The sequence below is a fragment of the Streptomyces sp. NPDC087422 genome, from assembly GCF_044744145.1.
Classification (GTDB): domain Bacteria; phylum Actinomycetota; class Actinomycetes; order Streptomycetales; family Streptomycetaceae; genus Actinacidiphila.
The window spans coordinates 800496-824284 of the sequence record NZ_JBIUXT010000002.1; the positions used below are offsets into that span (position 1 = coordinate 800496).

Genomic DNA, 23789 nt, shown 5'->3' on the forward strand with positions numbered 1-23789 from the left:
CCACGACCGGGGCCTTCGTCGTCTCTCCGCTTCCGCGCCGGGGTGCTACGACCAGGCGGTGCCGGTGAGGCGCTCGTACGCCTCCACGTAGCGGGCGCGGGACTGCTCGACGACCTCGGCGGGCAGGCCGGGCGGCGGCTCCTCGCCGTTGCGGTCCCAGCCCAGCGCCGGGTCGGTGAGGTGGTCGCGGACGAACTGCTTGTCGAAGGACGGCTGCGCGCGGCCCGGCTCCCACAGGTCGGCCGGCCAGAAGCGGGACGAGTCGGGGGTCAGCACCTCGTCGGCGATGACCAGCGTGCCCTGTTCGTCGTAACCGAACTCGAACTTCGTGTCGGCCAGGATGATGCCCCGCTCGCGCGCGATGTCGCGGGCCCTGCCGTAGACGGCCAGCGTGGTCTGCCGGAGCAGCGTCGCGGTCTCGGCGCCGACCTCGCGGGCGACCTCCTCGTACGACACGTTCTCGTCGTGCTCACCGACCTCGGCCTTGGTGGCGGGGGTGAAGATCGGCGCGGGCAGCTCGGAGCCGTCCACCAGGCCCTCGGGGAGCGCGAGGCCGCACACCGTGCGGTCCCGGTTGTACTCGACCAGGCCGGAGCCGGTCAGATAGCCGCGTGCGACGCACTCGACCGGCACCATGCGCAGCGAACGGCACACCATGGTGCGGCCCGCCCACTGCGCGGGGGCGCCCTCGGGCAGCTCGGTGGAGATCACGTGGTTGGGCACGATGTCGGCGAGCAGGTCGAACCACCACAGCGAGAGCTGCGTGAGAATCCGGCCCTTGTCGGGGATCTCGGTGGGCAGCACCCAGTCGTAGACGGAGGTGCGGTCGCTGGCGACCATCACCAGGTCGCCCTCCGCGTTCTGGTACAGATCGCGCACCTTGCCGGTGTGCAGATGTACCAGTCCCGGCACCTGGACAGGCTCGGGTTTCTCGACGAATCCGGACACGGGTCGTCCTCCCCACTCGGCGGTTCAGCTCCCGATTCTCGCTTATCGGGACAGCTGGAGCGCGCGGGGGCTCCTCCTTTCGCCGCCCGCTCGCCTCCGGCGGCTTGGACCCGGCGCGCCGCCTCCGGCTCGCAGGCTCCGGCGGACCCACCCCTCAGTCGTGCTTGCAGATGCGGTCGAGGAGGTTGGCGGTGGCGCGCTGGACGCGCGGGTCGACGTGGTTGGGGCGGTCGAGCGCCGGGGACCAGGCGAAGGTGCCGGAGGCGAAGACGTACGCGCCGCTGGGGGCCTGGTAGAGCGAGGTTTCCTGGTGGCAGCGGCGGCCGTCGGTGGACTCGTACGGCGAGTGGGCCAGCAGGATGCGCTCGATGCTCTCGGGCAGCGGGGCGCGCGGGTAGTAGCGGTCGGCCTCGCCCGCGACCAGGCCGTCGATCTCGTCGCCCTCGGTGGCGCCGGTGGCCTCCCACAGCCAGTGCTCGGCGTTGCGGACGACGAGCGGCGACGGCTGGGGGACGCGGCCCGCGTACTGCACGCCGAGCACGAGCTGTTCCGGCTCGCCGAGGTCGCGCCAGAGCGCGGTGCGGCCCTTGTTGTCGCCGCGGCGCTTGCGGCAGCTCAGCAGCCGGTCCGCGTCCCCGGCCGGGGACGCGGCCAGCTCGACCTGCCAGTACATGGTGTTGGCCGACAGGAAGACCAGCGAGGTGCCCGCGTCGCGCGCGGTCTCGGCGGCCCGGCGCATCGGCTTGGACCAGTACTCGTCGTGGCCGGGGAAGACCAGGCCGCGGTAGCGCGTGGGGTCGATACGGCCCGCGTGCAGGTCGCGGGCGTCGGCGTACGCGAGGTCGTAGCCGTAGCGCTCGGCGAAGCGTACGAAGTCGTAGGCGTGGCCGATGTGCAGCGGGAGCCCGGCGCCCGCGTAGGGGCGGTCGAAGGAGACGGTGGTGGCGGCCTGCTCCTCGCCGAGGAGCTGCCCCTTCTCGTCCCACGCGTGGTACAGGCTGGCGCCGGTCCTGCCGTCCTCGGGGTAGAGGTTGTACGCCTGCCACGTCACGTCGGGCATCAGCAGGAGCAGGTCCGCCTCGTGGGTGGCGCGGACGGTGAAGGGGACGTGGCTGCGGTAGCCGTCGGCGGTGGTGAGGACGGCCACGTACGCGCCGGTGTTCCAGTACGTGGGAATCTGCAACCGCCAGGACTGCCACCAGTGGTGGCAGGAAACCGTCCTTCCGGCGGCCAGCGGCGCGGGCTGGACGATGCCGGACAGCCGGGGGCTCGCGGACATCTTCGCGGCGCCGTCGCCGCCGTAGTGGCCGATCCGGTAGACGTCGACCGTGAACTCCTGCGGCGGGTCCACGGTGATCCGGAAGTCGATGGCCTCGCCGGGCACGACGGATCCCGCGGAGGCGAAGCCCTTGATCTGACGGCGTACGTCGTCGGCGGTACGCGGTCCGGGGAAGCGCGGGCGGTGCGCGGCGTCGCCGCTGCTCACGGCCAGGTCGACGTACCAGGGGACGACCTGGCCGTCGTCGTCCAGGTACTGGGAGGCGCCGCGCAGCCAGGGCAGCGGGCCCTGGCCGAAGGGGTCGGAGACCCCGTGGGCATGCGCTCCGGACTCCCACCGTCGGATCTGGTCCGTACTCATCGAAGCCCCTCCCTCACCGATCCCCGGCCGCGCCGGCTCCCGCGGTTCCCCGCTCCACCCGTGGTTCACCCATGCGGTGCAATAGTGCGGCGCACATACCCAGCACATCACAGAAAGCACCGCACCGGTTACCGTTCGTGGTGAATTATCGGAACGGATCGGGCGACGAGTGAAGCAGATTCGGTCAACCGGCGTGTGGTGAACGTCACATGACCCAGGTCAAGAGGTCGCGCCGCACGCTCCGAGCGGTCGGGAGCGGGCGGTACGGGCCAGAAGCCGGGCGGGTTCCACGCCGTGTGGCGCGCCGCGGGGCTGTGCGCGAGGCGGTGCCGGGCGGTGTGCGGTCGTGGCCGAAACGCGTCGCCCCCGGACGGCGCTCGCGCGGGGGCGACGTGGCGCTTGTCACATTGGTTGATCATGACGGCACGTCACGTCGGTTGGTCACGACCACGCGTCACGTCGGTCGATCACGACGGCGGGTCACGTCCGTCGATCACGACGGCGCATTACGTCGGTTGATCACACCAGCCGGATCGGCTTGTCGGGGCGGACGCCGACGGCCCTGAGCCAGGAGCGCAGCGGTGCCGCGTCGCCGTTCTCGACCAGGCGGAGCACCGGCCAGGTCAGATCGGCCCGGCGGGCGCCGCCGACGAGCAGCGTGGGGCCGTCCAGCCAGTCCAGGCCCGCGTCGGCGCCCGCGGTGTCCACGGCGGCGCAGCAGACGACGGCGGTGACGTGGTCGGTCAGCAGCTCACGGCCGGTGCGGGGCGGCAGCAACGGGGAGACGGGCACCGGGGTTTCCTCCGTACCGCCGCCCGTTCCGCCACCGTTTCCGCCGCCGGTTCCGCCGCCGCCCTTGGCGTTCTCGGCCGTCGCGGCGTGCCGAGCCGCCTCGTCGCGGGCGGCGAGCGCGCCGATCCTGGCGGCCAGCTCCTCGCTGCCGCCGCGTGAGAGCCGGTCGATGACGCGGGTGAGGGTGGCGCGGCCCGGCTCGTCGGCGAGCGCGGCGGCGGCCCGTTCCGCCGCCGAGGTGCGGGCGGCGGCGGTCGGCCCGGTCATGGCCCGGTCGCCGAGGAGCAGGCCGCTGCGGCGCCCGCCGCCGATCGCGGCCGGTCCCTCGTCCTCTTCCTCGGCCGCGGCGGCGATGCCGGGCTCCGGCGGCGGCACCTCGTCCAGGACGCGTATCAACCGGGCGGCCTCGGTGCGCCAGATGCGGTCGACGACCTCGTCCGGATAGCCGTTCCAGCTCACCGGCGCCCAGTCGGGGCCGGGCCGCTGCGGGCCCGCGTGGAAGAGCCGGGCGGCCAGCAGCGAGACGGCCTCGTCCATCGCGCCGGGCTCCTCCAGGAGATCACAGGCCGGGCGTTCGCCCAGCCGGGTCTCGAAGCCGTCGGCGAGCCGGTCGCGCCGGGACAGCTCGGTGAGCGCGGCGACCACCCCGGCGTCCAGCCGGGACGGCCAGCGGCCCATCCGCCAGGCGGGCAGCGCGACGCGGGTGAGCAGCCGGTCCCAGCCCGCGTATGCCAGGCCCACCTGTTCCTGGGCGACGATCCGCAGCCCGTAGTCGACGGCCTGCGCGCGCTCGGAGGCGGAGGCGGCGACGCCCCGCTCCATCTCGGCGACATGGACACGGCAGCCGTTCAGCAGCAGCCGGACCGTCCAGCCGAGGACGCCGAACACCGGTCGCAGCAGCACAGTGCCCTCGCGGCCGTGCGCGGCGACTCCGGCCGCCGCGTCGAGGCCGCGCACGAAGCGGCGGGCGGCCGCTATCTCCGGATCGGCGGCGGGTCCCGTGCCCGCCACCACGGGCGCGAGCAGCGCGCGCAGCTCCGCGATCCGCATCCACCACATGAAGGGCGAGCCGATCACCAGCACGGGCGCGGTCCGCCTGCCCTCTTCCCTGGCGGCCTTCCTGGCCTTGCGGCCCGCGGGCCGGTCGGCCCTGCGCTCCTCCAGCCAGCTGTCGCAGTCCGGCGTCAGCTCTATCGCCGACGGCGCGGGCACCTCCATCCGCTCCGCCAGGTCGCGGACCATCCGGTAGAGGTCGGGCGCGGCGGTCTCGGCCACCGGCACCGCGGGACTGACCGCGGGCCTGGCCCGTACGATCACCGCCGCGACGGCCGCCGCGACCAGCAGCACCACGAGCGCGCCACCGGTCATCCCCCAGCGCACACCGTCCCAGCGCGAGCCGATCCGGCCGGTCGCGCCGCCCGCGTGCAGGACGACGGCGACGGCGGCGGGCAGCAGGGCCGCGCCGAGCGCGGCGCCCCGGACCCGGAGCACCGCCAGGGCACGGGAGCGCGCGACCGCCTCACCTGCTTCTCCGGCCATCGGCGACTCACCCCCTGCGCTGTGGTGACCGCCCCGATGGCGGCCTCCCCCCACTGTCGCACCGCCCACGGACATCGCAATGGCCGTACGGCTGATTGCCGCAATGTCCCGCAGTGCGCTTTCGGGGCACCCTAGTTCGGCGCCGGGAAGGAGTCAGCCTTATGGCCGAGTCATCACTCCTTGGAGTGGCTTTGGTCAGAGACCGGCCGCTTTCGCGGCGATGTCCGTACGGTGGTGGCCACCGTCGAGACCGATCCGGTCGACCGCGCGGTAGGCCCGGTCACGGGCCTTGGCGAGGTCGGACCCGGTCGCGGTGACCGACAGCACCCGGCCGCCCGCGCTGACGATCCGCCCGTCGTCCTCCCGGGTGCCCGCGTGCAGGACATACGCGTGCTCGTCCTTCTCGGCGACGTCCGCGAGCCCGGAGATCGGGTCGCCGGTGCGCGGGGTGTCCGGGTAGTTGTACGAGGCGATGACCACGGTCACCGCCGCGCCGTCGCTCCAGCGCAGCCGCGGGAAGGCGGCGAGCTGCCCGGTGGCCGCGGCCCGCAGCAGTCCGGCCAGCGGCGTCTTGAGCCGGGCGAGTACGACCTGCGTCTCGGGGTCGCCGAAGCGCGCGTTGAACTCGATGACCCGCACACCGCGCGAGGTGATGGCGAGACCGGCGTAGAGCAGGCCCGCGAAGGGCGTGCCGCGGCGGCGCAGTTCGTCCACGGTCGGCTGGAGCACGGTCCGCTCGACCTCGTCGACGAGCTTGGGGTCGGCCCACGGCAGCGGCGAATAGGCGCCCATACCGCCGGTGTTGGGGCCCTCGTCGTCGTCCAGCGCCCGCTTGAAGTCCTGCGCGGGCTGGAGCGGTACGACCGTCTCGCCGTCGGTGACCGCGAACAGCGACACCTCGGGCCCGTCGAGGAACTCCTCGATGACCACCCGGTCGCAGCTCAGCGCGTGCGCGCGGGCGGTGGCCAGGTCGCCGGTGACGACCACGCCCTTGCCCGCCGCGAGCCCGTCGTCCTTGACGACATAGGGCGCGCCGAAGGCGTCGAGCGCCACGTCGACCTCGTCGGCCGTCGTGCAGACGTAACTGCGCGCGGTCGGCACCCCGGCCGCCGCCATCACGTCCTTGGCGAACGCCTTGGAGCCCTCCAGCTCCGCGGCCCGCGCCGTCGGGCCGAAGCAGTCGATGCCGCTGGCCCGTACCGCGTCGGCGACCCCGGCGACCAGCGGGGCCTCGGGCCCCACGATCACGAAGTCGGCGCCGAGGGAGACGGCGAGTTCTGCGACGGCCGCGCCGTCGAGGGCGTCGACCTGGTGCAGCTCGGCGACCTCGCCGATTCCGGCGTTGCCGGGCGCGCAGTGCAGCGAGGTGACGTCGGGGTCGAGCGAGAGGGAGCGGCACAGGGCGTGTTCGCGGGCGCCGCCGCCGATGACAAGGACCTTCACGCGCACCAGGGTAGTGGGCCGCGGGGCGGCGGGCCGCCCTCACTCTTTCGAGCGACCGCATTCATCGGCCTATACCTGATCACGCTGCCCGTATGGGCGGATATCCGGAGATCGCTACCCCGCGCTCAGCCGTTCGGCGGTAAGAAGAGTGCTTCACCACCGGGCCGGACATCCGGCGCCGAAAGCCGCATATGAGGTCCACGAGGGGCCCTTGGGGCCATACGAGGGAGCGTGCAGTGAGCCAGCCGGACATGTTTCCCGAGGAAGCACCTCGGGACGAGCCTCAGCGGCGGGCGCTGCACCATCAGCACGAGGACCTGCGGGCGCTGCCGTTCCCGCTCGGCGACTGGGGCGAGCCCGCGGAACGCCTGGCGGAGCTGTACCGCTGGGCCGAGACGGGCGCCCTGCGCACCGCCGACTGGTACCTCGACGACCGTATCCGCAAGCGCCGCGGCGCCCGCGCCCTGCGTCTGGGCGCCGTGCTCTTCGGCACCGCCGGCGCCGCCCTGCCGCTGGTGGAGCTGACCGGCACCGCGGACACCAGCGCGAGCTGGGGCTATCTCGCGCTGCTCCTGGCGGGTGTCTGCCTCGGCACCGACCGCCTCTTCGGCCTGACCTCGGGGTGGATGCGGGACGTCGCCACCGCCCAGGCCGTCCAGCGCCGCCTGGAGTCCCTGCGCTTCGACTGGGCCTCCGAGAGCGTCCGCGAGGTCCTCGGCCCCACCGAGGGCACCGCCGCCGAGGCCGCGGAACGCTGTCTGGCCATCCTGCGCCGCTTCTGCGACGACCTCGCCGACCTCGTCCGGATGGAGACGTCCGACTGGATCGTCGAATTCGGCGGCCACACCTCCGGCGCTCCGCTGCGCACCCAGTCCGCCGCCTGGTGGCCGAGCCGCCAGGAGCCGTCGCCGGGTCCGCGCCTGGCGCACCCGAGCACGCGCCCCAGCATGCCGCGCCAACGGCCGCCGGAGAGCCCGAGGTAGCCGGGGCGGCTCACCAAGTGGCCGGGGTGGCCGGGTGCGGCTCGCCAGGCAGCGCGGTGCGGCTCACCAAGGAGCCCGGTGCGATTAGCTGAAGACGATCATCGAGCCCTGGCCCAGGCTCCGCGTCGCCGCCGCGTGCAGGCCGAGCCACACGTGGTGTTCCCGCGCGAACGGCCCGTTGCCCACGACCGGTGAGACGGCCGGCTCCTCAAGAGTGGTGTGGTGTTCGGGCGGCGCGGGCGGCAGCGGCGGGTTGGCGGGGTCGATGCCGATGACGGGGGCCACGAATTCGAGTTCGCGCAGCAGCCCGTGACTGGAGCCGAGGGGGCCGCCGCCTTCGAGGAGTTCGTCGTTGACGACGGGCTGGGGGAAGTCGAGGGGGACGTACGCGCCCGCGTGGTCGTAGTGCCAGACCAGGTGCGACCGCTGGGCGGTGGCCTCGAACATCTCCAGGAGCTGTTCGTAGTCGCCGCCGAGGGCGTCGACCGGGGTGACCTCGAGCCCCTGGAGGCTGAGCAGATAGGCGCGGCGCAGGAAGTGCAGCGCGTCGTAGTCGAAGCACGCGATCGGGCCGACGTCGCCCGACAGCCCCGGCATGTAGTTGTAGACGGGGACGGGCGGCTGTCCGGCGTCGTTCAACGCCTTGTCGTATCGGGCGAGTTCCTCGGAGAAGGGGTTTTCCGGGCTGTGGCAGAGCACGTCCACGAGGGGCACCAGCCACAAGTCGCAGGCCACGAACACTCCATCCGGTCGGGGGCGTACAGCCTAAAACGCCCGTGCCGGTCGCGTCATGGCCGGGCGGGGACGAGCTTTTCGATGAGGGCGCTGGTGTGGTCGCTGTGCTCCAGGGTGAGCTGCCGGGCGGTCGCGGTGTCGCGGGCGGCGACGGCGTCCACGAGGGCGACGTGGTCGGACCAGCAGACCCCGGCGGTGTCGTGCAGGGCGCGCAGGTGGGGGACGGCGTAGATCCAGGTCTGGGTGCGCATGCGGTCGAGGAATTCGCAGATGTGCGGGTTGCCGCCGAGGGCGGTCAACTCGCGCCAGAAGCGCAGGTCGCAGCCGATGAGGATGTCGAGGACACCGGAGCGGGCGGCGCGGGCCGCGGCTTCGGCGCGGCGCCGCACGGACGCGATGGCGTCGGGCGGCACGTCGCCCATGCCGACCTCGGCCATCCGCCGGAAGGACGCCTCGACGACGAAGAGCCGCGCTTCGGTGAGGGTGCGGAAGTCCTGCGCGGTGAAACGGCGGACCTGGAAGCCGCGGTGCTGCTCGACTTCGAGCAGTCCCTGTGCCGCGAGGTCGACCAGGGCCTCGCGGACGGGGGTCGCGGAGACGCCGTACAGCTCGGCGATCTCCTTGACGGTGAAGTGGCGGCCGGCCTGGAGCCGTCCGGTCAGCACCTCGTCGCGCAGGGCGTCGGCGATCTGCTGGCGCAGACTGCTGCGCCGCACAGGCGATACGCCGCCGTCCGGCATGCCGTCTCCTTCGTCGTCCTTGTGCGTCGCGCGCGCCCACGTACTCCGGTGATTCGTACGTTCGTACGCGCGGGTGACTGCCGCACACGATATGCGAAGCCCGTACGCGTATGCGCGGCGAGCGGAACGGGGAACACCTCTGACCCCCTGCCGTTCATACGCTTATTCTTCGCCGTACGGGTGGGCGGCGGCGCGGTGCCGGGACGGAGCCGCACAGTGCGGAGCGGGACGGGGAAGAGCGACGATGGACGAGCTGAGGTCCGGCGATCCGCGGTCGATCGGCGCGTACCGCCTCCTGGGCAGGCTCGGGGTGGGCGGGATGGGCATCGTCTACCTGGCGCGTTCCGAGCGCGGGCGCACGGTGGCGGTGAAGCTGGTCCGCGACGAACTGGCGTCCCAGGAGGAGTTCCGCACCCGTTTCCGCCGTGAGGTGCAGGCCGCGCGCCGGGTGGGCGGGAAGTGGACCGCGCCGGTGCTGGACGCCGACACCGAGGCCGAGGTCCCGTGGGTGGCGACCGGTTATGTGGCGGGGCCCTCGCTCAGCCAGGTGGTCAAGGAGTACGGTCCGCTGCCGGAGCGTTCGGTGCGGGTGCTCGCCTCCGGGCTCGCGCACGCGCTGCGCGACATCCACGCCGCCGGTCTGGTGCACCGCGATCTCAAACCCTCGAACGTGATGATCACCATCGACGGTCCGCGGGTGATCGACTTCGGAATCGCGCGCGCCCTGGAGACGGTCGTCGACGGCGGCTCCCTCACCTATACCGGCGCCATGGTGGGCTCCCCCGGCTTCATGTCGCCCGAGCAGGTGCGCGGCGACCGGGTGACGCCCGCCTGCGACATCTTCTGCCTCGGTTCGGTGCTGGCCTACGCGTCGACCGGTCTCCAGCCGTTCGGCGCGGCGGCCAGCGGTGTGCACGCCCAGATGTTCCGGATCGTGCAGGAGCCGCCCGACCTGGACGAAGTGCCCGACGGGCTGCGCGAGTTGGTGGCCGCCTGCCTGGTGAAGGAGCCCGAGGAGCGGCCCTCGCTGGCGCGGGTGCTGGAGCGGCTGGGCGAGGCGGACGGCGGGAGCGACGACAGCGCGGCGCAGGACTCGAGGGCCGAGCCGTGGCTGTCCGGCGCGATCGTGGCGCAGCTCGGACGGCACGCGGTGCGGCTGCTGGAGGTGGAGGCGGCGGCGGAGTCCCCCACGCCCACGGAGCTGGACGTGGGGGTCGTGGCCGCGGGCGGACCGGGCGCCCCCACGCCGACACGGGCGGACCCCGGCCACCTCTCGGACACCGGCGCGCGCACCGACGGCGCGACCCCGGTCAGGCAACCGCCGCCGACCGCGTACTCACCGACCTACGGCTCGTACGCGCCCCCGGCCGGTGCGGCACCGGCCGGTCCGACGCCGCCCCCGCCGACGTACACGCAACCGCAGGCGGCAGGGCCGGACGCGGGCGGGCCGCGCAAGACGCGGCGCGGGCCGCTGATCGCGGCGATCGTCGCCCTGGTGGTCGTCGCGGGCGGCGTGACGGCGTACATCGCGGGCCAGGGGGGCACGAAGAACACGGCCGATCCGGACCCCGGTGTGAGCACACCCACCGGTCCGACGTCCCCGCCGGTCTCGGGTCCCGCGCGGACGTCGCCGGGCCAGGCGGACCCCGCGAACGCGGCGGTGCCCAGCGGCATGGTCGGCACCTGGCGGACCTCCTTCACCAGTGACGACGCGGGCGACAACACCCGGACGCTGACGGTGAAGGCGGACGGCTCCGTGGAACTGTCGGGCGACAGCGCCTCCTACGCCTGCTTCTGGTCCATGCACGTCGTCTCGGTGGGCCCGCCGGTCGAGTTGAGCCCGTCGCAGGTGGTGACGGGGACGCCCGCGTCCTCGTGCAGCCCCGGCGACGGCACCACGCTCACCCTGGTGGACGGCACCCATCTGCGCCGCGACAACCTCGACACGAGCAAGGCGCCGCTGACGTACACCAAGGTCGACCGCTGACCGCGTACGGACACAGGTAAGCCCCGCTCACCTGGGTGGGCGGGGCTTACCTGTGGAACCGGAAGCGGGCTTGGGCCCGGGACCTGGGGCCGTTCTAGAGGAACGAGTTGATCTCGATCGTCTCGGTACGGCCGGGGCCGACGCCGATCGCGGAGATCGGCGCGCCCGACATCTCCTCCAGCGCCTTCACGTACGCCTGCGCGTTCTTCGGCAGGTCGGAGAGCGACTTGGCCTTGCTGATGTCCTCCGTCCAGCCGGGCAGGTACTCGTAGACCGGCTTGGCGTGGTGGAAGTCGGACTGGCTGTAGGGCAGTTCCTCGACCCGGCGGCCGTCGATCTCGTACGCGACGCAGACCGGGATCTGCTCCCAGCCGGTGAGGATGTCCAGCTTGGTGAGGAAGAAATCGGTGAGGCCGTTGACCCGGGTCGCGTAACGGGCGATGACCGCGTCGAACCAGCCGCAGCGCCGGTTGCGCCCGGTGGTGACGCCGAACTCGTGCCCCACGGTGCGCAGTCGCTCGCCGTCCGCGTCGAACAGCTCGGTGGGGAACGGCCCGGAGCCCACACGCGTGGTGTAGGCCTTGAGGATGCCGATCACCCGGCTGATCTTCGTGGGGCCGATACCGCTGCCGGTGCAGGCGCCGCCGGACGTCGGGTTGGACGACGTGACGAAGGGGTACGTGCCGTGGTCGACGTCGAGGAGCGTGCCCTGGCCGCCCTCCATCAGGACGACCTTGCCCTCGTCGAGCGCGTTGTTGAGGATCAGGGTCGTGTCGGCGACGTAGCTCCTGATCTGCTCCGCGTAGCCGAGGTACTCCTCGACGACCTGGGCGGTGCTGATCGCGCGCCGGTTGAAGAGCTTGACCAGCACCTGGTTCTTCTCGCTGAGCGCCGCGTCGACCTTCTGCTGGAGGATCGATTCGTCGAACAGGTCCTGGATGCGGATGCCCACCCGGTTGATCTTGTCGGCGTAGGCCGGGCCGATGCCGCGCCCGGTGGTGCCGATCTTGCGGTTGCCGAGGAACCGCTCCGTCACCTTGTCGATGGTCTGGTGATACGGCGTGATCAGGTGCGCGTTGCCGCTGATCAGGAGCTTGGACGTGTCGACACCGCGCTCGTTCAGCCCGCTCAGCTCGGAGAGCAGGACCGCCGGGTCGACGACGACACCGTTCCCAATGACCGGGGTGCACCCCGGTGACAGGATTCCGGAGGGGAGGAGATGCAGTGCGTACTTCTGGTCGCCGACGACGACCGTGTGGCCGGCGTTGTTGCCGCCCTGGTATCGCACCACATAGTCCACGGAGCCACCGAGCAGGTCGGTGGCCTTCCCCTTGCCCTCGTCACCCCACTGAGCACCGAGCAGCACAAGTGCGGGCACAGGCGTACACCCCTTCCGGGCGGGGCATGTCCAACGTGCAGAGAGCCGTCGAACCTGCCCCGGAATAGACGAAGCCCCTGACGCAAAGGCGCAAGGGGCTCTTGCACCGAGATTTTACCTGAGGAAGGACCAAGGTGTCGGCCGTGTCTCCTGGGCATCCTCCCCCGGACTCCGACCGGGGGCACCCCCTGCTCCTGGTCATCGACCCCGCGGCACGCGCGGTCGACGGCGAATCCGTGCGGATCGCCAAAGATGTCCTGTGCGCGGGCGCGTACTCCGTAAAAGTTTGCGTCCCGGATTCCGCGGAGGAGGCGGAGCGCGCGCTGGCGCACCGCGGTCGCCGTCACCCTGTGGTGCTCGGCGACGACGCGGCGCTGCTGCGGATGGTGCGCGCGCTGCACCGCGACCGCACGCTCGGGGAGGCGCCGGTCGCGCTGGTGCCGATCGGGCCGCGGTCCGCGCTGGCCCGCGGCCTCGGGGTGCCGGGCCAGGTGCTGGCGGCGGCGCGGGCGGTGCTCGACGGCGTCGAGCGGGAGCTCGACCTGCTGGTCGACGAGAGCGGCGGGATCGTGCTCGGCACGCTGAGCATCCCGTGCGGCACCCCGGTCTCGCAGACCGCCGCGCACTGGTGGACGCCGGTCGAGAAGACCGCCCGCTCCCTGGTCCGCACCCTCACCGCGCCGATCCCGGTCAACGGTCAGCAGCCGCGGCAACGGCTGCGCGTGGAGGCCGACGGGGTGCTGCTGGCCGATCTGGACCAGCCGGTGCAGGAGATCTCGGTCCGCACCTCGCCGTCGGGCGTGGCGGAGGTCTTCGTCCGCCGTACGGAGGGCGCGGAGCACGTACGCGCGCAGGCGCGGACCATCACCGTCTCGGGCCGGGACTTCCGCTACCGCGCGGACTCCGCCGTCACCGGGCCGGTGCGCAGCCGTACGTGGACGGTGGAGCGGTCGGCGTGGCGGCTGACGGTGCCGCGCTGAGGGCGGCAGGAGCGTTTCAGCGGGCCGCGCGTCACATCGTGGCCTTGTGCTCCCGCCAGCGGTCCATCATCGCGCCGAGCTCCCTTTGCAGGAAGTCGAAGAAGGCGGCGGTCTCGGCGAGCCGCTGACCCGCGTCCGTCTCCTCGCCGACGGTGTCTATTCCGGTGCGCAAGGTGTTCTCCCAGCGGGCGAGGACGCCGCTGCGGCTGGTGAACGTCTCGTACCACTGGTCGTGGTGCACCCGGTACAGCTCTCGGCGCGAGCCGGGGTCGCGCTCGCGGTGCACCATGCCGACCTGGGCGAGGTAGCGCACGGCGCCGGAGACCGCGGCCGGGCTGACCTGGAGCCTTTCGCTCAGCTCGGCGGAACTGAGCGCGCCGTTCTCGGACACGAGCAGCGCGGAGAAGACCCGGGCGGCCATCCGCTGCATTCCGGCCTCGACCATCTCGGCGGCGAAGCGCTCGATGAAGGTCAGCACCTCCGCAGGTCTCTCTTCGTCCCGCGGGTCCGCCATGGCCGCCGCCTCCCTCGTCCGATCCGATCACGTCACGCTGAGTGAAGTTTATCCGCTTCGTCATCTTCACAAATTTCTGAATGTACTGTAGCTTCACAAGCATGACGGACGCAATCATGGTGGCCGGGCTCCACAAGACCTTCGGCCGCACACACGCACTCGACGGACTCGACCTGTCCGTCCGCACCGGCGAGGTGCACGGCTTCCTGGGTCCCAACGGGGCGGGGAAGTCCACCACGATCCGCGTCCTGCTCGGCCTGATCAGAGCCGACGGCGGCGAGGCCCGGCTGCTCGGCGGCGACCCGTGGCGGGACGCGGTGGCCCTGCACCGGCGGATCGCCTACGTGCCGGGCGATGTCACGCTGTGGCCCAATCTCAGCGGCGGCGAGATCATCGACCTCTTCGGCAGACTGCGCGGCGGGGGCGGCGGAGGCGCTGTGCGCGGCCGGTGGCGCGGGCGCGGGCGCGGGGAGACCGGCGAGCGGGGCGACGGCGGTGCCGCGAGCCGGAAACAGGAACTGCTCGACCGGTTCGAGCTGGATCCGACGAAGAAGGGCGGCGCGTATTCGAAGGGCAACCGGCAGAAGGTCGCCCTGGTCGCCGCCTTCGCCTCGGACGCCGACCTGCTGATCCTGGACGAGCCGACCTCGGGACTCGACCCGCTGATGGAAGAGGTCTTCCAGGGCTGCGTGGAGCAGGCCAGGGACCGCGGGGCGACCGTGCTGCTGTCCAGCCACATCCTCAGCGAGGTCGAGGCGCTCTGCGACCGGGTCAGCATCATCCGCCAGGGCCGCACCGTGGAGACCGGCGCCCTCGGCGAGCTGCGCCATCTGACCCGCACCAGCGTCACCGCGGAACTGGCCGCCCCACCGCGCGGCCTCGACGAACTGCCCGGCGTGCACGACGTGGACGTCAGCGGGCACCACGTCACCCTCCAGGCCGACACCGACAAGCTCGACGCCCTGCTGCGCGCCCTCGCCGACGCCGGCGTCCGCAGCCTCACCAGCCGCCCGCCCACCCTGGAGGAGCTGTTCCGCAGGCACTACGAGGACCCGGACGCCGACGGTCACGCGTCGGCTGCCGAGGGCCGGGCCGGTACGCCGTCCGGACCCGACGGGATGTCCGCGACCGGTCCGCGTAAGGCGACGCCCCGATGAGCGGCTTCGCGGGCACCGGCGCCCTCACCCAACTGGCCCTGCGCCGCGACCGGCTGATGATCCCGGCCTGGCTGTACGTGCTGGCCGCGTCCGTCATCGGCACCGCCGCCTCCTTCCGCACGCTCTACGGCGACCAGGCCGAACGCGCGGACCTCGCGCGCAGCACCAACGCCAGCGCGCCGCTGCGCGCGCTCTTCGGACCCATCTACGACTGGGACACGATCGGCGCGCTCACCGGCTGGCGGATGGGCGTGCTCGGCGCGTCCCTCACCGGGCTGATGAGCATGCTGATCGTCGTCCGGCACACCCGTGAGGAAGAGGAGACCGGCCGCCAGGACATGCTCGGCGCGACCATGGTCGACCGCCGGGCCCCGCTCACCGCCGCCCTGTCGGCCGCCGCGACCGCCGACGTCGCCATCGCCCTGGTCGTGCTGTGCGGCATGACCGTGCTCGGCCAGAGCCTGACGGGCTCGGTCGCGCTCGCCCTCGCCCTCGCGGTCGGCGGCATGATGTTCGCCGGGGTCGCCGCGGTGACCGCCCAGGTCACCGAGACCGCGCGGCTCGCCAAGGGCGTCGCGGGAGCCGTGCTCGGCGGCGCCTTCCTGCTGCGCGCCGCCGGGGACGCCGCGACCACCGACTCCTCCTCGCCCCTGGTGTGGATCTCGCCGCTGGGCTGGCTCGAACACCTCCATCCGTACGCCGACGAGGCGTGGTGGGTGCTGCTGCCCGCCGCCGCCTTCGCCGTACTGACCTGCGGCGCCGCGTACGCGCTGGTCGCCCGCCGGGACACCGGGGCCGGTCTGCTGCCCGCCCGTCCGGGACCCGCGCGGGCGGCCCGCTCGCTGAACGGACCCCTCGCCCTGGCCTGGCGGTTGCAGCGCGGCACCCTGTACGCGTGGGCCGCGGGCCTGGCGGTCGCGGGCGGGGTCTACGGCTCGGTCACCGACTCCGTCGGGGACCTGATCGGCGGCAACGGCCAGGTGGACGACATCTTCCAGCGGATGGGCGGCCACCAGGGCCTGACCGACGCGTTCCTGTCGACCGCGATGGGCCTGCTCGGCATCATGGCCGCCGTCTTCGCCGTGCAGAGCGTGCTGCGGCTGCGCACCGAGGAGACCGGGCAGGGCGCGGAGGCCGTGCTCGCCCAGTCGGTCGGCAGGGTGCGCTGGGCCGCGAGCCACATCGTCCACGCGCTGCTCGGCACGGTCGTCCTGCTGGCCACCGGCGGCCTACTGATGGGCCTGGCCTACGGCGGCGCCATCGACGACATCGGCGGGCAGGTCCCCCGGCTGATCGGGGCGGCCGTCGCGCAGGCGCCCGCCGTGTGGGTGCTGATCGGGCTCGGCACCCTGCTGTTCGGCCTGCTGCCGAGGGCGTCCACGGCCGCCTGGGGCCTGCTCGGGCTCTTCGTGATGATGGGCCAGCTCGGCCCGGTGCTGCGGCTGCCGCAGCCGCTGCTCGACCTGTCGCCGTTCACCCACGTGCCGAAGCTGCCCGGCGGCGATATCACCGCGACGCCGTACGCCTGGCTGATACTCGTGGCCGCCGGGACCCTCGCGGCCGGCCTGGCCGGGCTGCGCCGCCGCGACCTCGTCACCGGCTGACCCGCGGCGATCCGCGCAGGGGGCCGTGCGCGCGGGCCCGCCGTACGGTCCCGCGCACGGCTGCCCGTACGGTCCTGGGCCCGTCCACCCCACGGCCCTGCGCGCGGTTCCGCGCCGTCACCAGGTGACCAGCAGCTCCTCCGGTCCGCGGATCACATAGCCGGGGCTCCAGGCGGGCTCGGCGACCAGCCGCAGGCCGGGCGCCTGGCGCAGGAAGGTGCCGAAGGACGCGCCGAGTTCGAGACGGGCCAGCGGGGCGCCGAGGCAGTAGTGGATGCCCGCGCCGAAGCTGACATGGCGGTTGTCGGCGGCGGGGCGGGTGACGTCGAAGCGGTCGGGGTCGGTGAAGCGGGCCGGGTCGCGGTTGGCGGAGCCGAAGAGCAGGGCGACCTCGGAACCGCGCGGGATGACCGTGCCGCCGACCTCGATGTCGTCCAGCACCCAGCGTTCGAACATCTGCAAGGGGGTGTCGTAGCGCAGCATCTCGTCCACGCCGTCCCGCAGCCGCTCGGGGGCGTCGTAGAGGAGTTGGAGCTGGTCGGGGTGGTGGAAGAGGGTGAGCCAGCCGATGGTGGTGGTGTTGACCGTGGCCTCGTGGCCCGCGTTCAGCAGCAGCACGATGGTGGAGATCATCTCCTGCTCGCTGAGCACGTCCCCGTCCTCGCGGGCCGCGATCAGCGCGCTGATCAGGTCCTCGCCGGGGTCGGTGCGCCGGGCGGCGATGAGTTCGTGCAGATACGCGGAGAACTCCTCGCTGGCGGTGACCGCGCGGCGGGCGCTCTCCTCGGTGGGGTTCAGCTCGAACATCCCGGTGATCGCCGCCGACCAGGGCCGCAGCAGACCGCGGTCGGCGGCCGGGATGCCCAGCATCTCGGCGATGACCGCGACCGGCAGCGGCTCGGCGACCCGGGAGAGCAGGTCGCCGCCGCCGTCGGCGTGCAGGGAGGTGATGAGTCCGGCGGCCAGGCGCTCGACGGTGGGGGCCAGATTCTCCACCGTGCGCGGGGTGAAGGCCTTGGCGACCAGGCGGCGGATGCGGGAGTGCGCGGGGGCTTCGAGGTCCAGCATCCCGTTGCCGTTGAGCGTGGTGAACGGCTCGTGCTCGGCGGGCGGCGCCTCGCGGCCGAACTCCTCGTGGGTGAAGCGGTGCAGGTAGGTGCGGCCCAGACGGCGGTCGCGCAGCAGGGCGTTGACGTCGTCGTAGTGCGGGATGAGCCACTGCCTGGTCGGCTCGAACCAGTGCGCGCGGCCGGCCGCGCGCAGGGCCTCGTAGGCCGGGTAGGGGTCGGCGACGAAGGAGGGCGACCAGGGCTCGAAGGCGGGTCCGGACGAAGGGGCGGCGGGTGACGCGGGAGGGGTGGGTGTCATGGCAGATCGATGAGTCCGTGTTCGCGTAGGTAGGCCAGCTGGGCCTGGACGGAGAGCTCGGCGGCGGGCCACAGGGAGCGGTCGACGTCGGCGTAGACATGGGCGACGACGTCGGCGGCGGTGAGCAGCCCCGACTCGACAGCGGTCTCGACCTGGGCGAGCCGGTGCGCGCGGTGGGCGAGGTAGTACTCGACGGCGCCGCGGGCGTCGGTGAGCACGGGGCCGTGCCCGGGCAGCACGGTGTCCACCCCGCCGTCGACCGTCAGGGCCTGGAGCCGCCGCAGCGAGTCCAGGTAGTCGCCGAGCCGCCCGTCGGGGTGCGCGACCACGGTGGTGCCGCGGCCCAGCACGGTGTCGCCGGTCAGGACGGCGCCGTCGGCCGGGAGGTGGAAGGAGAGCGAGTCGGCGGTGTGGCCGGGTGTGGAGACGACCTGGAGTTCCAGGCCGCCGGTGGTGACGGTGTCGCCCGCGGCCAGGCCCTCGTCGCCGAGCCGCAGCGCCGGGTCCAGGGCCCGTACGCGGGTGCCGGTCAGTTCGGCGAAGCGGGCCGCGCCCTCCGCGTGGTCGGGGTGGCCGTGGGTGAGCAGGGTGAGGGCGACGCGCTTGCCCGCCCGCTCGGCGACCTCCACGACGTGGGCGAGGTGGCCCTCGTCCAGCGGGCCGGGGTCGATGACGACGGCCAGCGGTGAGTCGGGTTCTGCCACGATCCAGGTGTTGGTGCCGTCCAGGGTCATCGCCGAGGGGTTGGGCGCCAGCACGCACAGGGCGCGGGCGGTGGCCCGGCCGCCGATGGTGGCCTGCGGCTCGCCGGGCGGCTTCGCGGCGGTCATCGGCCCGCTCCCTCGTCCTGGGCCCGGTCCGGGTCCTCGCTCCGCGCCGCGTCCTGAGCCCGGCCCCGGTCCTGAGTCTGGCCCTGGCCCTGGTCCTGAGCCGGGTCCGGGTCCCGGCCCTGACCCTGGATTTGGCCCTGGCCCCGGTCCGGCAGCGGGCCCGCCGTGCCCGGGATGAAGCGGGTGAACTCGTCGTGTCCCGGCCAGGTCAGGACGACGTCGCCGTGCTCGTCGAGGGCGGCGCGGGCCAGGACCGGGGTGAGGTCCCGGTCACCCGCGGCGGTGAGCGCGTCCGCGGCAGAGGCGTACGGCAGCAGGTCGCGCAGTGTGGTGACGGTCGGCGGCAGCATGCTCAGCTCGCCGCGGTCGTAGCCCGCGACGGCCTCGGCGGGCGGCAGCCACACGGTGTGGTCCGCCTCGCCCGACACGTCCCGCGTGCGCTGCCCGGCCGGGAGGGTGGCGAGGAAGAACCAGGTGTCGTAGCGGCGCTCCTCGAACTCCGGGGTGATCCAGCGGGCCCAGGGGCCGAGCAGGTCGGAGCGCAGGACGAGTTCGCGGCGGGCCAGGAAGTCGGCGAAGGACAGGTGGTGAGCGGCCAGCGCGGCCCGGTCCGCCTCCCAGTCCGCCCCGGTGATGTCGGCGACGACGGTCTCGGGGTCGGGCCCGGCGAGCAGCACCCCCGACTCCTCGAAGGTCTCCCGCACCGCCGCGCACACCACGGCCTGCGCGACCGCCTCGCTCGCCCCCAGCGCCGCCGCCCACGCCTCCAGCGACGGCCCGGCCCACCCCACGGGACGCTCGTCGCGCGGGTCCACGCCGCCGCCCGGATACGCGTACGCGCCCCCGGCGAAGGCCATGGAGGCGCGTCTGCGCAGCATGTGGACGGCCGGTCCGCCGGCGTCGGTGTCCCGCAGCAGCAGTACGGTCGCCGCCCGCCGCGGCGTGACGGGGACCAGTTCCCCGCTCGTCAGCGCCCGGATGCGGTCCGGCCACGAGGCGGGGAACATCTGTCCGTCGGTCCTGGTCATGGGCGGGATGCTACGTCCATCCGGCGCGATGTTCGAGAGCCGCCGCCCGCGGGGACCTCCCCGCGACGTTCGAGAGCCGCCGCCCGCAGGGACCTCCCCGCGACGTTCGAGAGCCGCCGCCCGCGGGGACCTCCCCCGCGGGCGGCGGACCGGCGGACAGGCGGACTCAGTCCGTCAGCTCGACCTGAACCTCGACCTCGACCGGGGCGTCCAGCGGGAGGACGGCCACGCCGACGGCGCTGCGCGCGTGCACGCCCTTCTCACCGAGGACCTCGCCGAGCAGCTCGCTGGCGCCGTTGATCACACCGGGCTGGCCGGTGAAGTCGGGGGCGGAGGCAACGAAGCCGACGACCTTGACCACACGGGCGATCCGGTCGAGGTCACCGATGACCGAGCGGACGGCGGCCAGCGCGTTGAGCGCGCAGATGCGGGCCAGGTCCTTCGCCTCGTCGGCGGTGACCTCGGCGCCGACCTTGCCGGTCAGCGCGAGCTTGCCCTCGACCATGGGGAGCTGCCCCGAGGTGAAGACGTACCGCCCGGAGATCACCGCGGGCTGGTAGGCCGCCAGCGGCGGGACCACGTCCGGCAGCGTCAGCCCCAGCTCCGCGAGCCGCGCGTCGACGGCGCCGCTCACGCGGCCTTCTCCCGCTTGAAGTACGCCACGAGCTGCTCGGGGCTCATCCCCGGCACGACCTGCACCAGTTCCCAGCCGTCCTCGCCCCACGTGTCGAGGATCTGCTTCGTCGCGTGCACGAGCAGCGGCACGGTCGCGTATTCCCACTTCTTCGCCATACGGCGACTGTAGTGCCTCCCCGGCGGCCGTCCGGCACGGCGCTCCCCGACCGGCGGGGACCGTACGCGGACCACCCGCGGACCACTGCCGCGCCCCCCGTTCGGCCCCGCGCCGCCGCCCCGAATCGACACCCGGCGGTCATCGCGCCGCCGCCCCGGATCGACACCCGGCGGTCATCGCGCCGTCACCCCAACCGCACGGCCGCCCGAGTACGTGGTGCCTTCAGTGGTTAGGCTCGCAAGGTGAGCCCTCAACAGTCTTCCGCCGTCAGGCTCCACATCGTGACGGGCAAGGGCGGCACGGGAAAGACCACGGTCGCCGCCGCGCTGTCCCTCGCGCTCGCGTCCGAGGGACGGCGTGTGCTGCTGGCCGAGGTGGAGGAGCGGCAGGGCATCGCCCAGCTCTTCGAGACCGAGGCGCTGCCGTACCAGGAGCGGAAAATCGCTTCCGCACCCGGCGGCGGCGAGGTGCACGCGCTGGCCATCGACGCCGAGCTGGCGATGCTGGACTACCTGGACATGTTCTACAAGCTCGGCCGCGCCGGGCGCGCGCTCAAGAAGCTCGGCGCGATCGACTTCGCCACCACCGTCGCCCCCGGGCTGCGGGACGTGCTGCTGACCGGCAAGGTCTGCGAGGCCGTCCGCCGCAAGGACAAGGCGGGCTGGCCGGTGTACGACGCGGTGGTGCTCGACGCCCCGCCCACCGGGCGGATCACCCGCTTCCTCAACGTCAACGACGAGGTCGCCGGGCTGGCCCGGATGGGCCCCATACACAACCAGGCGCAGACCGTGATGCGCGTGATGAAGTCCCCGCAGACCGCCGTCCACCTGGTGACGCTCCTGGAGGAGATGCCGGTCCAGGAGACGATGGACGGCGTCGCGGACCTGCGCTCCGCCGGGCTGCCGGTGGGCGCCGTCATCGTCAACATGGTGCGCCCCGTCCTCCTGGAGGACGCCGCCCTCGCCCAGGTCACCGACCTCCCGGCGGGCGGCAGCGGTGGCGGCGTCGGCAAGCGGCGCACGGCCGTCGCCAAGGCGCTGTCCCAGGCCGGGCTCGGCGGCGCCCGGCGCGGCGGGGTCGCCGAGCGGCTGGTCGACCCGCTGCTCGCCCAGGCGTACGAGCACGCCGAGCGGGTGGTCCTGGAGCGCGAGCAGCGCGCCGAGATCGGCGGACTCGGCCTTCCCGTACGGGAGTTGGAGCTGATCGGCGAGGGCGTGGACCTCGGCGGGCTCTACCGGCTGGCCGACAGCCTGCGCAAGCAGGCCGTGCCGGGCTTCGGCGGCACCTTCGCCAAGGACGGCGCCCGCGGGAAATCCGCCGCTCACCCGGACGAAGACACCGACACCGGAGACGAGGCCTGACCCATGAGCCTGGAGAGCCCCGTGCTGGAGATCGACCCGCTGCTCGACGACCCCAAGACGCGGATCATCGTGTGCTGCGGTTCCGGCGGTGTCGGCAAGACGACGACCGCCGCGTCCCTGGGCGTACGCGCGGCCGAGCGCGGCCGTACGGCCGTCGTACTCACGATCGACCCGGCGCGGCGGCTGGCCCAGTCCATGGGCCTGACCGAACTGGACAACACCCCGCGCGAGGTGGCCGGAATCGATCGGTCCGCCGGCGGTTCGCTGCACGCGATGATGCTGGACATGAAGCGGACCTTCGACGAGGTCGTGGTCCAGCACTCCGATCAGGAGCGGGCCCGCGCGATCCTGGAGAACCCCTTCTACCAGTCCCTGTCGGCCGGTTTCGCGGGCACGCAGGAGTACATGGCGATGGAGAAGCTGGGCCAGCTCAGGGCCCAGGACGCCTGGGACCTGATCATCGTCGACACCCCGCCGAGCCGCAGCGCGCTGGACTTCCTGGACGCGCCCAAGCGGCTCGGCTCCTTCCTCGACGGCAAGTTCATCAAGCTGCTGATGGCCCCGGCCAAGGTCGGCGGCCGGGCCGGGGTGAAATTCCTCAACATCGGGATGTCGATGATGACCGGCACCCTCAGCAAGGTGATGGGCGCGGGACTGCTGCGTGACGTGCAGACCTTCGTGGCGGCCATGGACACCATGTTCGGCGGCTTCAGGACCCGCGCCGACGCCACGTACCGGCTGCTCCAGGCGCCGGGCACGGCCTTCCTGGTGGTCGCCGCCCCGGAGCGGGACGCCCTTCGGGAGGCGGCCTACTTCGTGGAACGCCTGGCGGCCGAGGACATGCCGCTCGCCGGTCTCGTCCTCAACCGCGTCCACGGCAGCGGCGCCGCGCACCTCACCGCGGAGCGGGCGCTGGCCGCCGCCGAGGCCCTGGAGGAGGCGCTGGAAGAAAATCTTGCGGACGGCGGCATTGTGGATCATCCGACCGGGAAGGCTGACTCCCAGCGGGCCTCCGCGTCCAGTCAGGCAAGCACCGCCGGCAGCTCGAGCGCCAGCGGCTCAGGCACGTCCAGCACTGCGAGCACGGGCAGCACAGCGAGCACGTCCAGCACAGCGACCGCGGCCGGTACCGAACGGCTGGCCGCCGGATTGCTGCGCCTCCATGCCGAACGCATGCAGGTGGTCGCGCGTGAACGACGCACGCGCGACCGCTTTGTGTCCGTCCACCCGGAGGTGCCCATGGTGGACGTGACAGCGCTGCCCGGTGACGTACACGATCTGACCGGGTTGCGGGCGATCGGCGAGCAGTTGGCGGACGGTCGGCCCGCGGCCGCGTAGTGGTGCGAGGTCGGACCGCGCGGTGACGCGGGGCCGGACCACGTACGTCATGGTGCGGTTCTGACCGGTCGTCAGCCCGCGGCGGCGTAGTCGTCCTCGTCGTCGAGCGGGATGAGGCCGGTGCTGCGCTCGTACTCGGTGCGTGCCGTCTCCAGCAGTCTGCGCCACGAGGTCACCATGGGGCGCCGTCGCAGCAGCGCACGGCGTTCACGCTCGGTCATACCCCCCCACACGCCGAACTCCACCCGGTTGTCGAGCGCGTCCGCCAGGCACTCGGTCCGCACCGGGCAGCCGGTGCACACCGCCTTGGCCCTGTTCTGAGCCGCGCCCTGGACGAACAGCTCGTCCGGATCTGTGGTCCTGCACGCCGCCTGCGTGCTCCAGTCGGTTACCCAGCTACTCATGCTGGCGCCGTCCTCTCCCGAATCGAGGCTCCCCCACGGCGGCAAGCGGCATATTCACCGTTGCCAGTTGAGGACGTTACGGAAGGTAGGCGCGGCGCAACAGCCCTTTCCGGCCCAATCTTGCATGGCCCGAACGGACTATGCGTGCGCGGGAGATCACCCAACGGAGTGAGGCGGGCTTATGTGGCACCAATATCGGACTTAAGAGGCGAAGTAGCACACATCGTC

The 23789-nt window shown here is 72.9% G+C and carries 20 protein-coding genes and 1 pseudogene; 7 read left to right on the forward strand and 14 right to left on the reverse strand.

The features are described 5' to 3' along the window. Window positions 1–45: 45 nt before the first annotated feature. From ACIO6U_RS09340 to purD, 4 genes are all read right to left on the reverse strand, one after another. Window positions 46–948, reverse strand: a complete 903-nt coding sequence (locus ACIO6U_RS09340; protein WP_355336135.1) for a phosphoribosylaminoimidazolesuccinocarboxamide synthase — start codon at window positions 946–948, stop codon at window positions 46–48. A 154-nt stretch (window positions 949–1102) separates the two neighbouring features. Then, window positions 1103–2587 (reverse strand): N,N-dimethylformamidase beta subunit family domain-containing protein, encoded by a 1485-nt coding sequence (locus tag ACIO6U_RS09345; RefSeq protein ID WP_391042664.1) that lies wholly within the window; start codon window positions 2585–2587, stop codon window positions 1103–1105. A 519-nt stretch (window positions 2588–3106) separates the two neighbouring features. Next, a complete protein-coding gene (locus ACIO6U_RS09350) occupies window positions 3107–4918 on the reverse strand; it encodes a hypothetical protein (RefSeq protein ID WP_355336132.1) in 1812 nt (603 codons plus the stop codon). 195 nt (window positions 4919–5113) lie between these two features. Beyond that, a complete protein-coding gene (gene purD, locus ACIO6U_RS09355) occupies window positions 5114–6361 on the reverse strand; it encodes a phosphoribosylamine--glycine ligase (RefSeq protein WP_401716944.1) in 1248 nt (415 codons plus the stop codon). Window positions 6362–6597: 236 nt separating this feature from the next. Here purD and ACIO6U_RS09360 point away from each other — a divergent pair, with 236 nt between their 5' ends. Continuing rightward, window positions 6598–7344, forward strand: a complete 747-nt coding sequence (locus ACIO6U_RS09360) for an SLATT domain-containing protein (protein ID WP_401716947.1) — start codon at window positions 6598–6600, stop codon at window positions 7342–7344. A gap of 84 nt (window positions 7345–7428) precedes the next feature. Here the strand turns inward: ACIO6U_RS09360 and ACIO6U_RS09365 are convergent, their stop codons facing one another. Next, the gene (locus ACIO6U_RS09365) at window positions 7429–8079 is read right to left on the reverse strand and encodes a hypothetical protein (protein ID WP_188284155.1); all 651 of its coding nucleotides are present in this window, start codon (window positions 8077–8079) and stop codon (window positions 7429–7431) included. A 53-nt stretch (window positions 8080–8132) separates the two neighbouring features. Beyond that, window positions 8133–8819 carry a GntR family transcriptional regulator gene (locus ACIO6U_RS09370; RefSeq protein ID WP_401314282.1) on the reverse strand — a complete coding sequence of 229 codons (687 nt, stop codon included), beginning with the start codon at window positions 8817–8819 and terminating at the stop codon, window positions 8133–8135. 244 nt (window positions 8820–9063) lie between these two features. On the opposite strand from ACIO6U_RS09370, the gene ACIO6U_RS09375 reads away from it, so the two are divergent. Continuing rightward, window positions 9064–10806, forward strand: coding sequence for a protein kinase (locus tag ACIO6U_RS09375; RefSeq protein ID WP_401716951.1), 1743 nt, complete (start codon window positions 9064–9066; stop codon window positions 10804–10806). Between the two features lie 94 nt (window positions 10807–10900). Here the strand turns inward: ACIO6U_RS09375 and ACIO6U_RS09380 are convergent, their stop codons facing one another. Further along, window positions 10901–12184 carry an adenylosuccinate synthase gene (locus ACIO6U_RS09380; protein WP_355336123.1) on the reverse strand — a complete coding sequence of 428 codons (1284 nt, stop codon included), beginning with the start codon at window positions 12182–12184 and terminating at the stop codon, window positions 10901–10903. Window positions 12185–12318: 134 nt separating this feature from the next. Between ACIO6U_RS09380 and ACIO6U_RS09385 the strand changes: the two genes are divergently transcribed. Then, window positions 12319–13164: a diacylglycerol kinase family protein gene (locus ACIO6U_RS09385; protein ID WP_355336121.1), complete on the forward strand. Its 846-nt coding sequence runs from the start codon at window positions 12319–12321 to the stop codon at window positions 13162–13164. A gap of 31 nt (window positions 13165–13195) precedes the next feature. Here the strand turns inward: ACIO6U_RS09385 and ACIO6U_RS09390 are convergent, their stop codons facing one another. Continuing rightward, window positions 13196–13678: a helix-turn-helix domain-containing protein gene (locus ACIO6U_RS09390; protein WP_355336119.1), complete on the reverse strand. Its 483-nt coding sequence runs from the start codon at window positions 13676–13678 to the stop codon at window positions 13196–13198. Window positions 13679–13779: 101 nt separating this feature from the next. Between ACIO6U_RS09390 and ACIO6U_RS09395 the strand changes: the two genes are divergently transcribed. Together ACIO6U_RS09395 and ACIO6U_RS09400 are read left to right on the forward strand one after the other, a co-directional pair. Then, the gene (locus ACIO6U_RS09395; protein ID WP_401716956.1) at window positions 13780–14835 is read left to right on the forward strand and encodes an ATP-binding cassette domain-containing protein; all 1056 of its coding nucleotides are present in this window, start codon (window positions 13780–13782) and stop codon (window positions 14833–14835) included. Beyond that, a complete protein-coding gene (locus ACIO6U_RS09400) occupies window positions 14832–16439 on the forward strand; it encodes an ABC transporter permease (RefSeq protein WP_401716959.1) in 1608 nt (535 codons plus the stop codon). The genes ACIO6U_RS09395 and ACIO6U_RS09400 overlap by 4 nt, the downstream gene beginning before the upstream one ends. A gap of 117 nt (window positions 16440–16556) precedes the next feature. Here the strand turns inward: ACIO6U_RS09400 and ACIO6U_RS09405 are convergent, their stop codons facing one another. The 5 genes and pseudogenes from ACIO6U_RS09405 to ACIO6U_RS09425 form a co-directional block, all read right to left on the reverse strand. Further along, a complete protein-coding gene (locus ACIO6U_RS09405; RefSeq protein WP_391159355.1) occupies window positions 16557–17807 on the reverse strand; it encodes a cytochrome P450 in 1251 nt (416 codons plus the stop codon). Further along, on the reverse strand, window positions 17804–18637 hold the full coding sequence (locus tag ACIO6U_RS09410) for an MBL fold metallo-hydrolase (protein WP_401716961.1): 834 nt from the start codon (window positions 18635–18637) through the stop codon (window positions 17804–17806). The genes ACIO6U_RS09405 and ACIO6U_RS09410 overlap by 4 nt, the downstream gene beginning before the upstream one ends. 167 nt (window positions 18638–18804) lie before the next feature. Next, window positions 18805–19665 (reverse strand): annotated as a pseudogene (locus tag ACIO6U_RS09415) (NUDIX hydrolase); the annotation flags it as partial. Window positions 19666–19831: 166 nt separating this feature from the next. Beyond that, a complete protein-coding gene (locus tag ACIO6U_RS09420) occupies window positions 19832–20299 on the reverse strand; it encodes a RidA family protein (protein WP_355336109.1) in 468 nt (155 codons plus the stop codon). Continuing rightward, window positions 20296–20457: a DUF4177 domain-containing protein gene (locus ACIO6U_RS09425; protein ID WP_188284144.1), complete on the reverse strand. Its 162-nt coding sequence runs from the start codon at window positions 20455–20457 to the stop codon at window positions 20296–20298. The genes ACIO6U_RS09420 and ACIO6U_RS09425 overlap by 4 nt, the downstream gene beginning before the upstream one ends. A 243-nt stretch (window positions 20458–20700) precedes the next feature. Between ACIO6U_RS09425 and ACIO6U_RS09430 the strand changes: the two genes are divergently transcribed. Both ACIO6U_RS09430 and ACIO6U_RS09435 read left to right on the forward strand, forming a co-directional pair. Further along, window positions 20701–21819, forward strand: a complete 1119-nt coding sequence (locus ACIO6U_RS09430) for an ArsA-related P-loop ATPase (RefSeq protein WP_355336106.1) — start codon at window positions 20701–20703, stop codon at window positions 21817–21819. 3 nt (window positions 21820–21822) lie between these two features. Further along, window positions 21823–23157, forward strand: a complete 1335-nt coding sequence (locus tag ACIO6U_RS09435; protein WP_355336104.1) for an ArsA family ATPase — start codon at window positions 21823–21825, stop codon at window positions 23155–23157. A gap of 71 nt (window positions 23158–23228) precedes the next feature. On the opposite strand, the gene ACIO6U_RS09440 is transcribed toward ACIO6U_RS09435, so the two are convergent. After that, window positions 23229–23561 (reverse strand): WhiB family transcriptional regulator, encoded by a 333-nt coding sequence (locus ACIO6U_RS09440; RefSeq protein ID WP_093716024.1) that lies wholly within the window; start codon window positions 23559–23561, stop codon window positions 23229–23231. Between the last annotated feature and the right edge of the window lie 228 nt (window positions 23562–23789).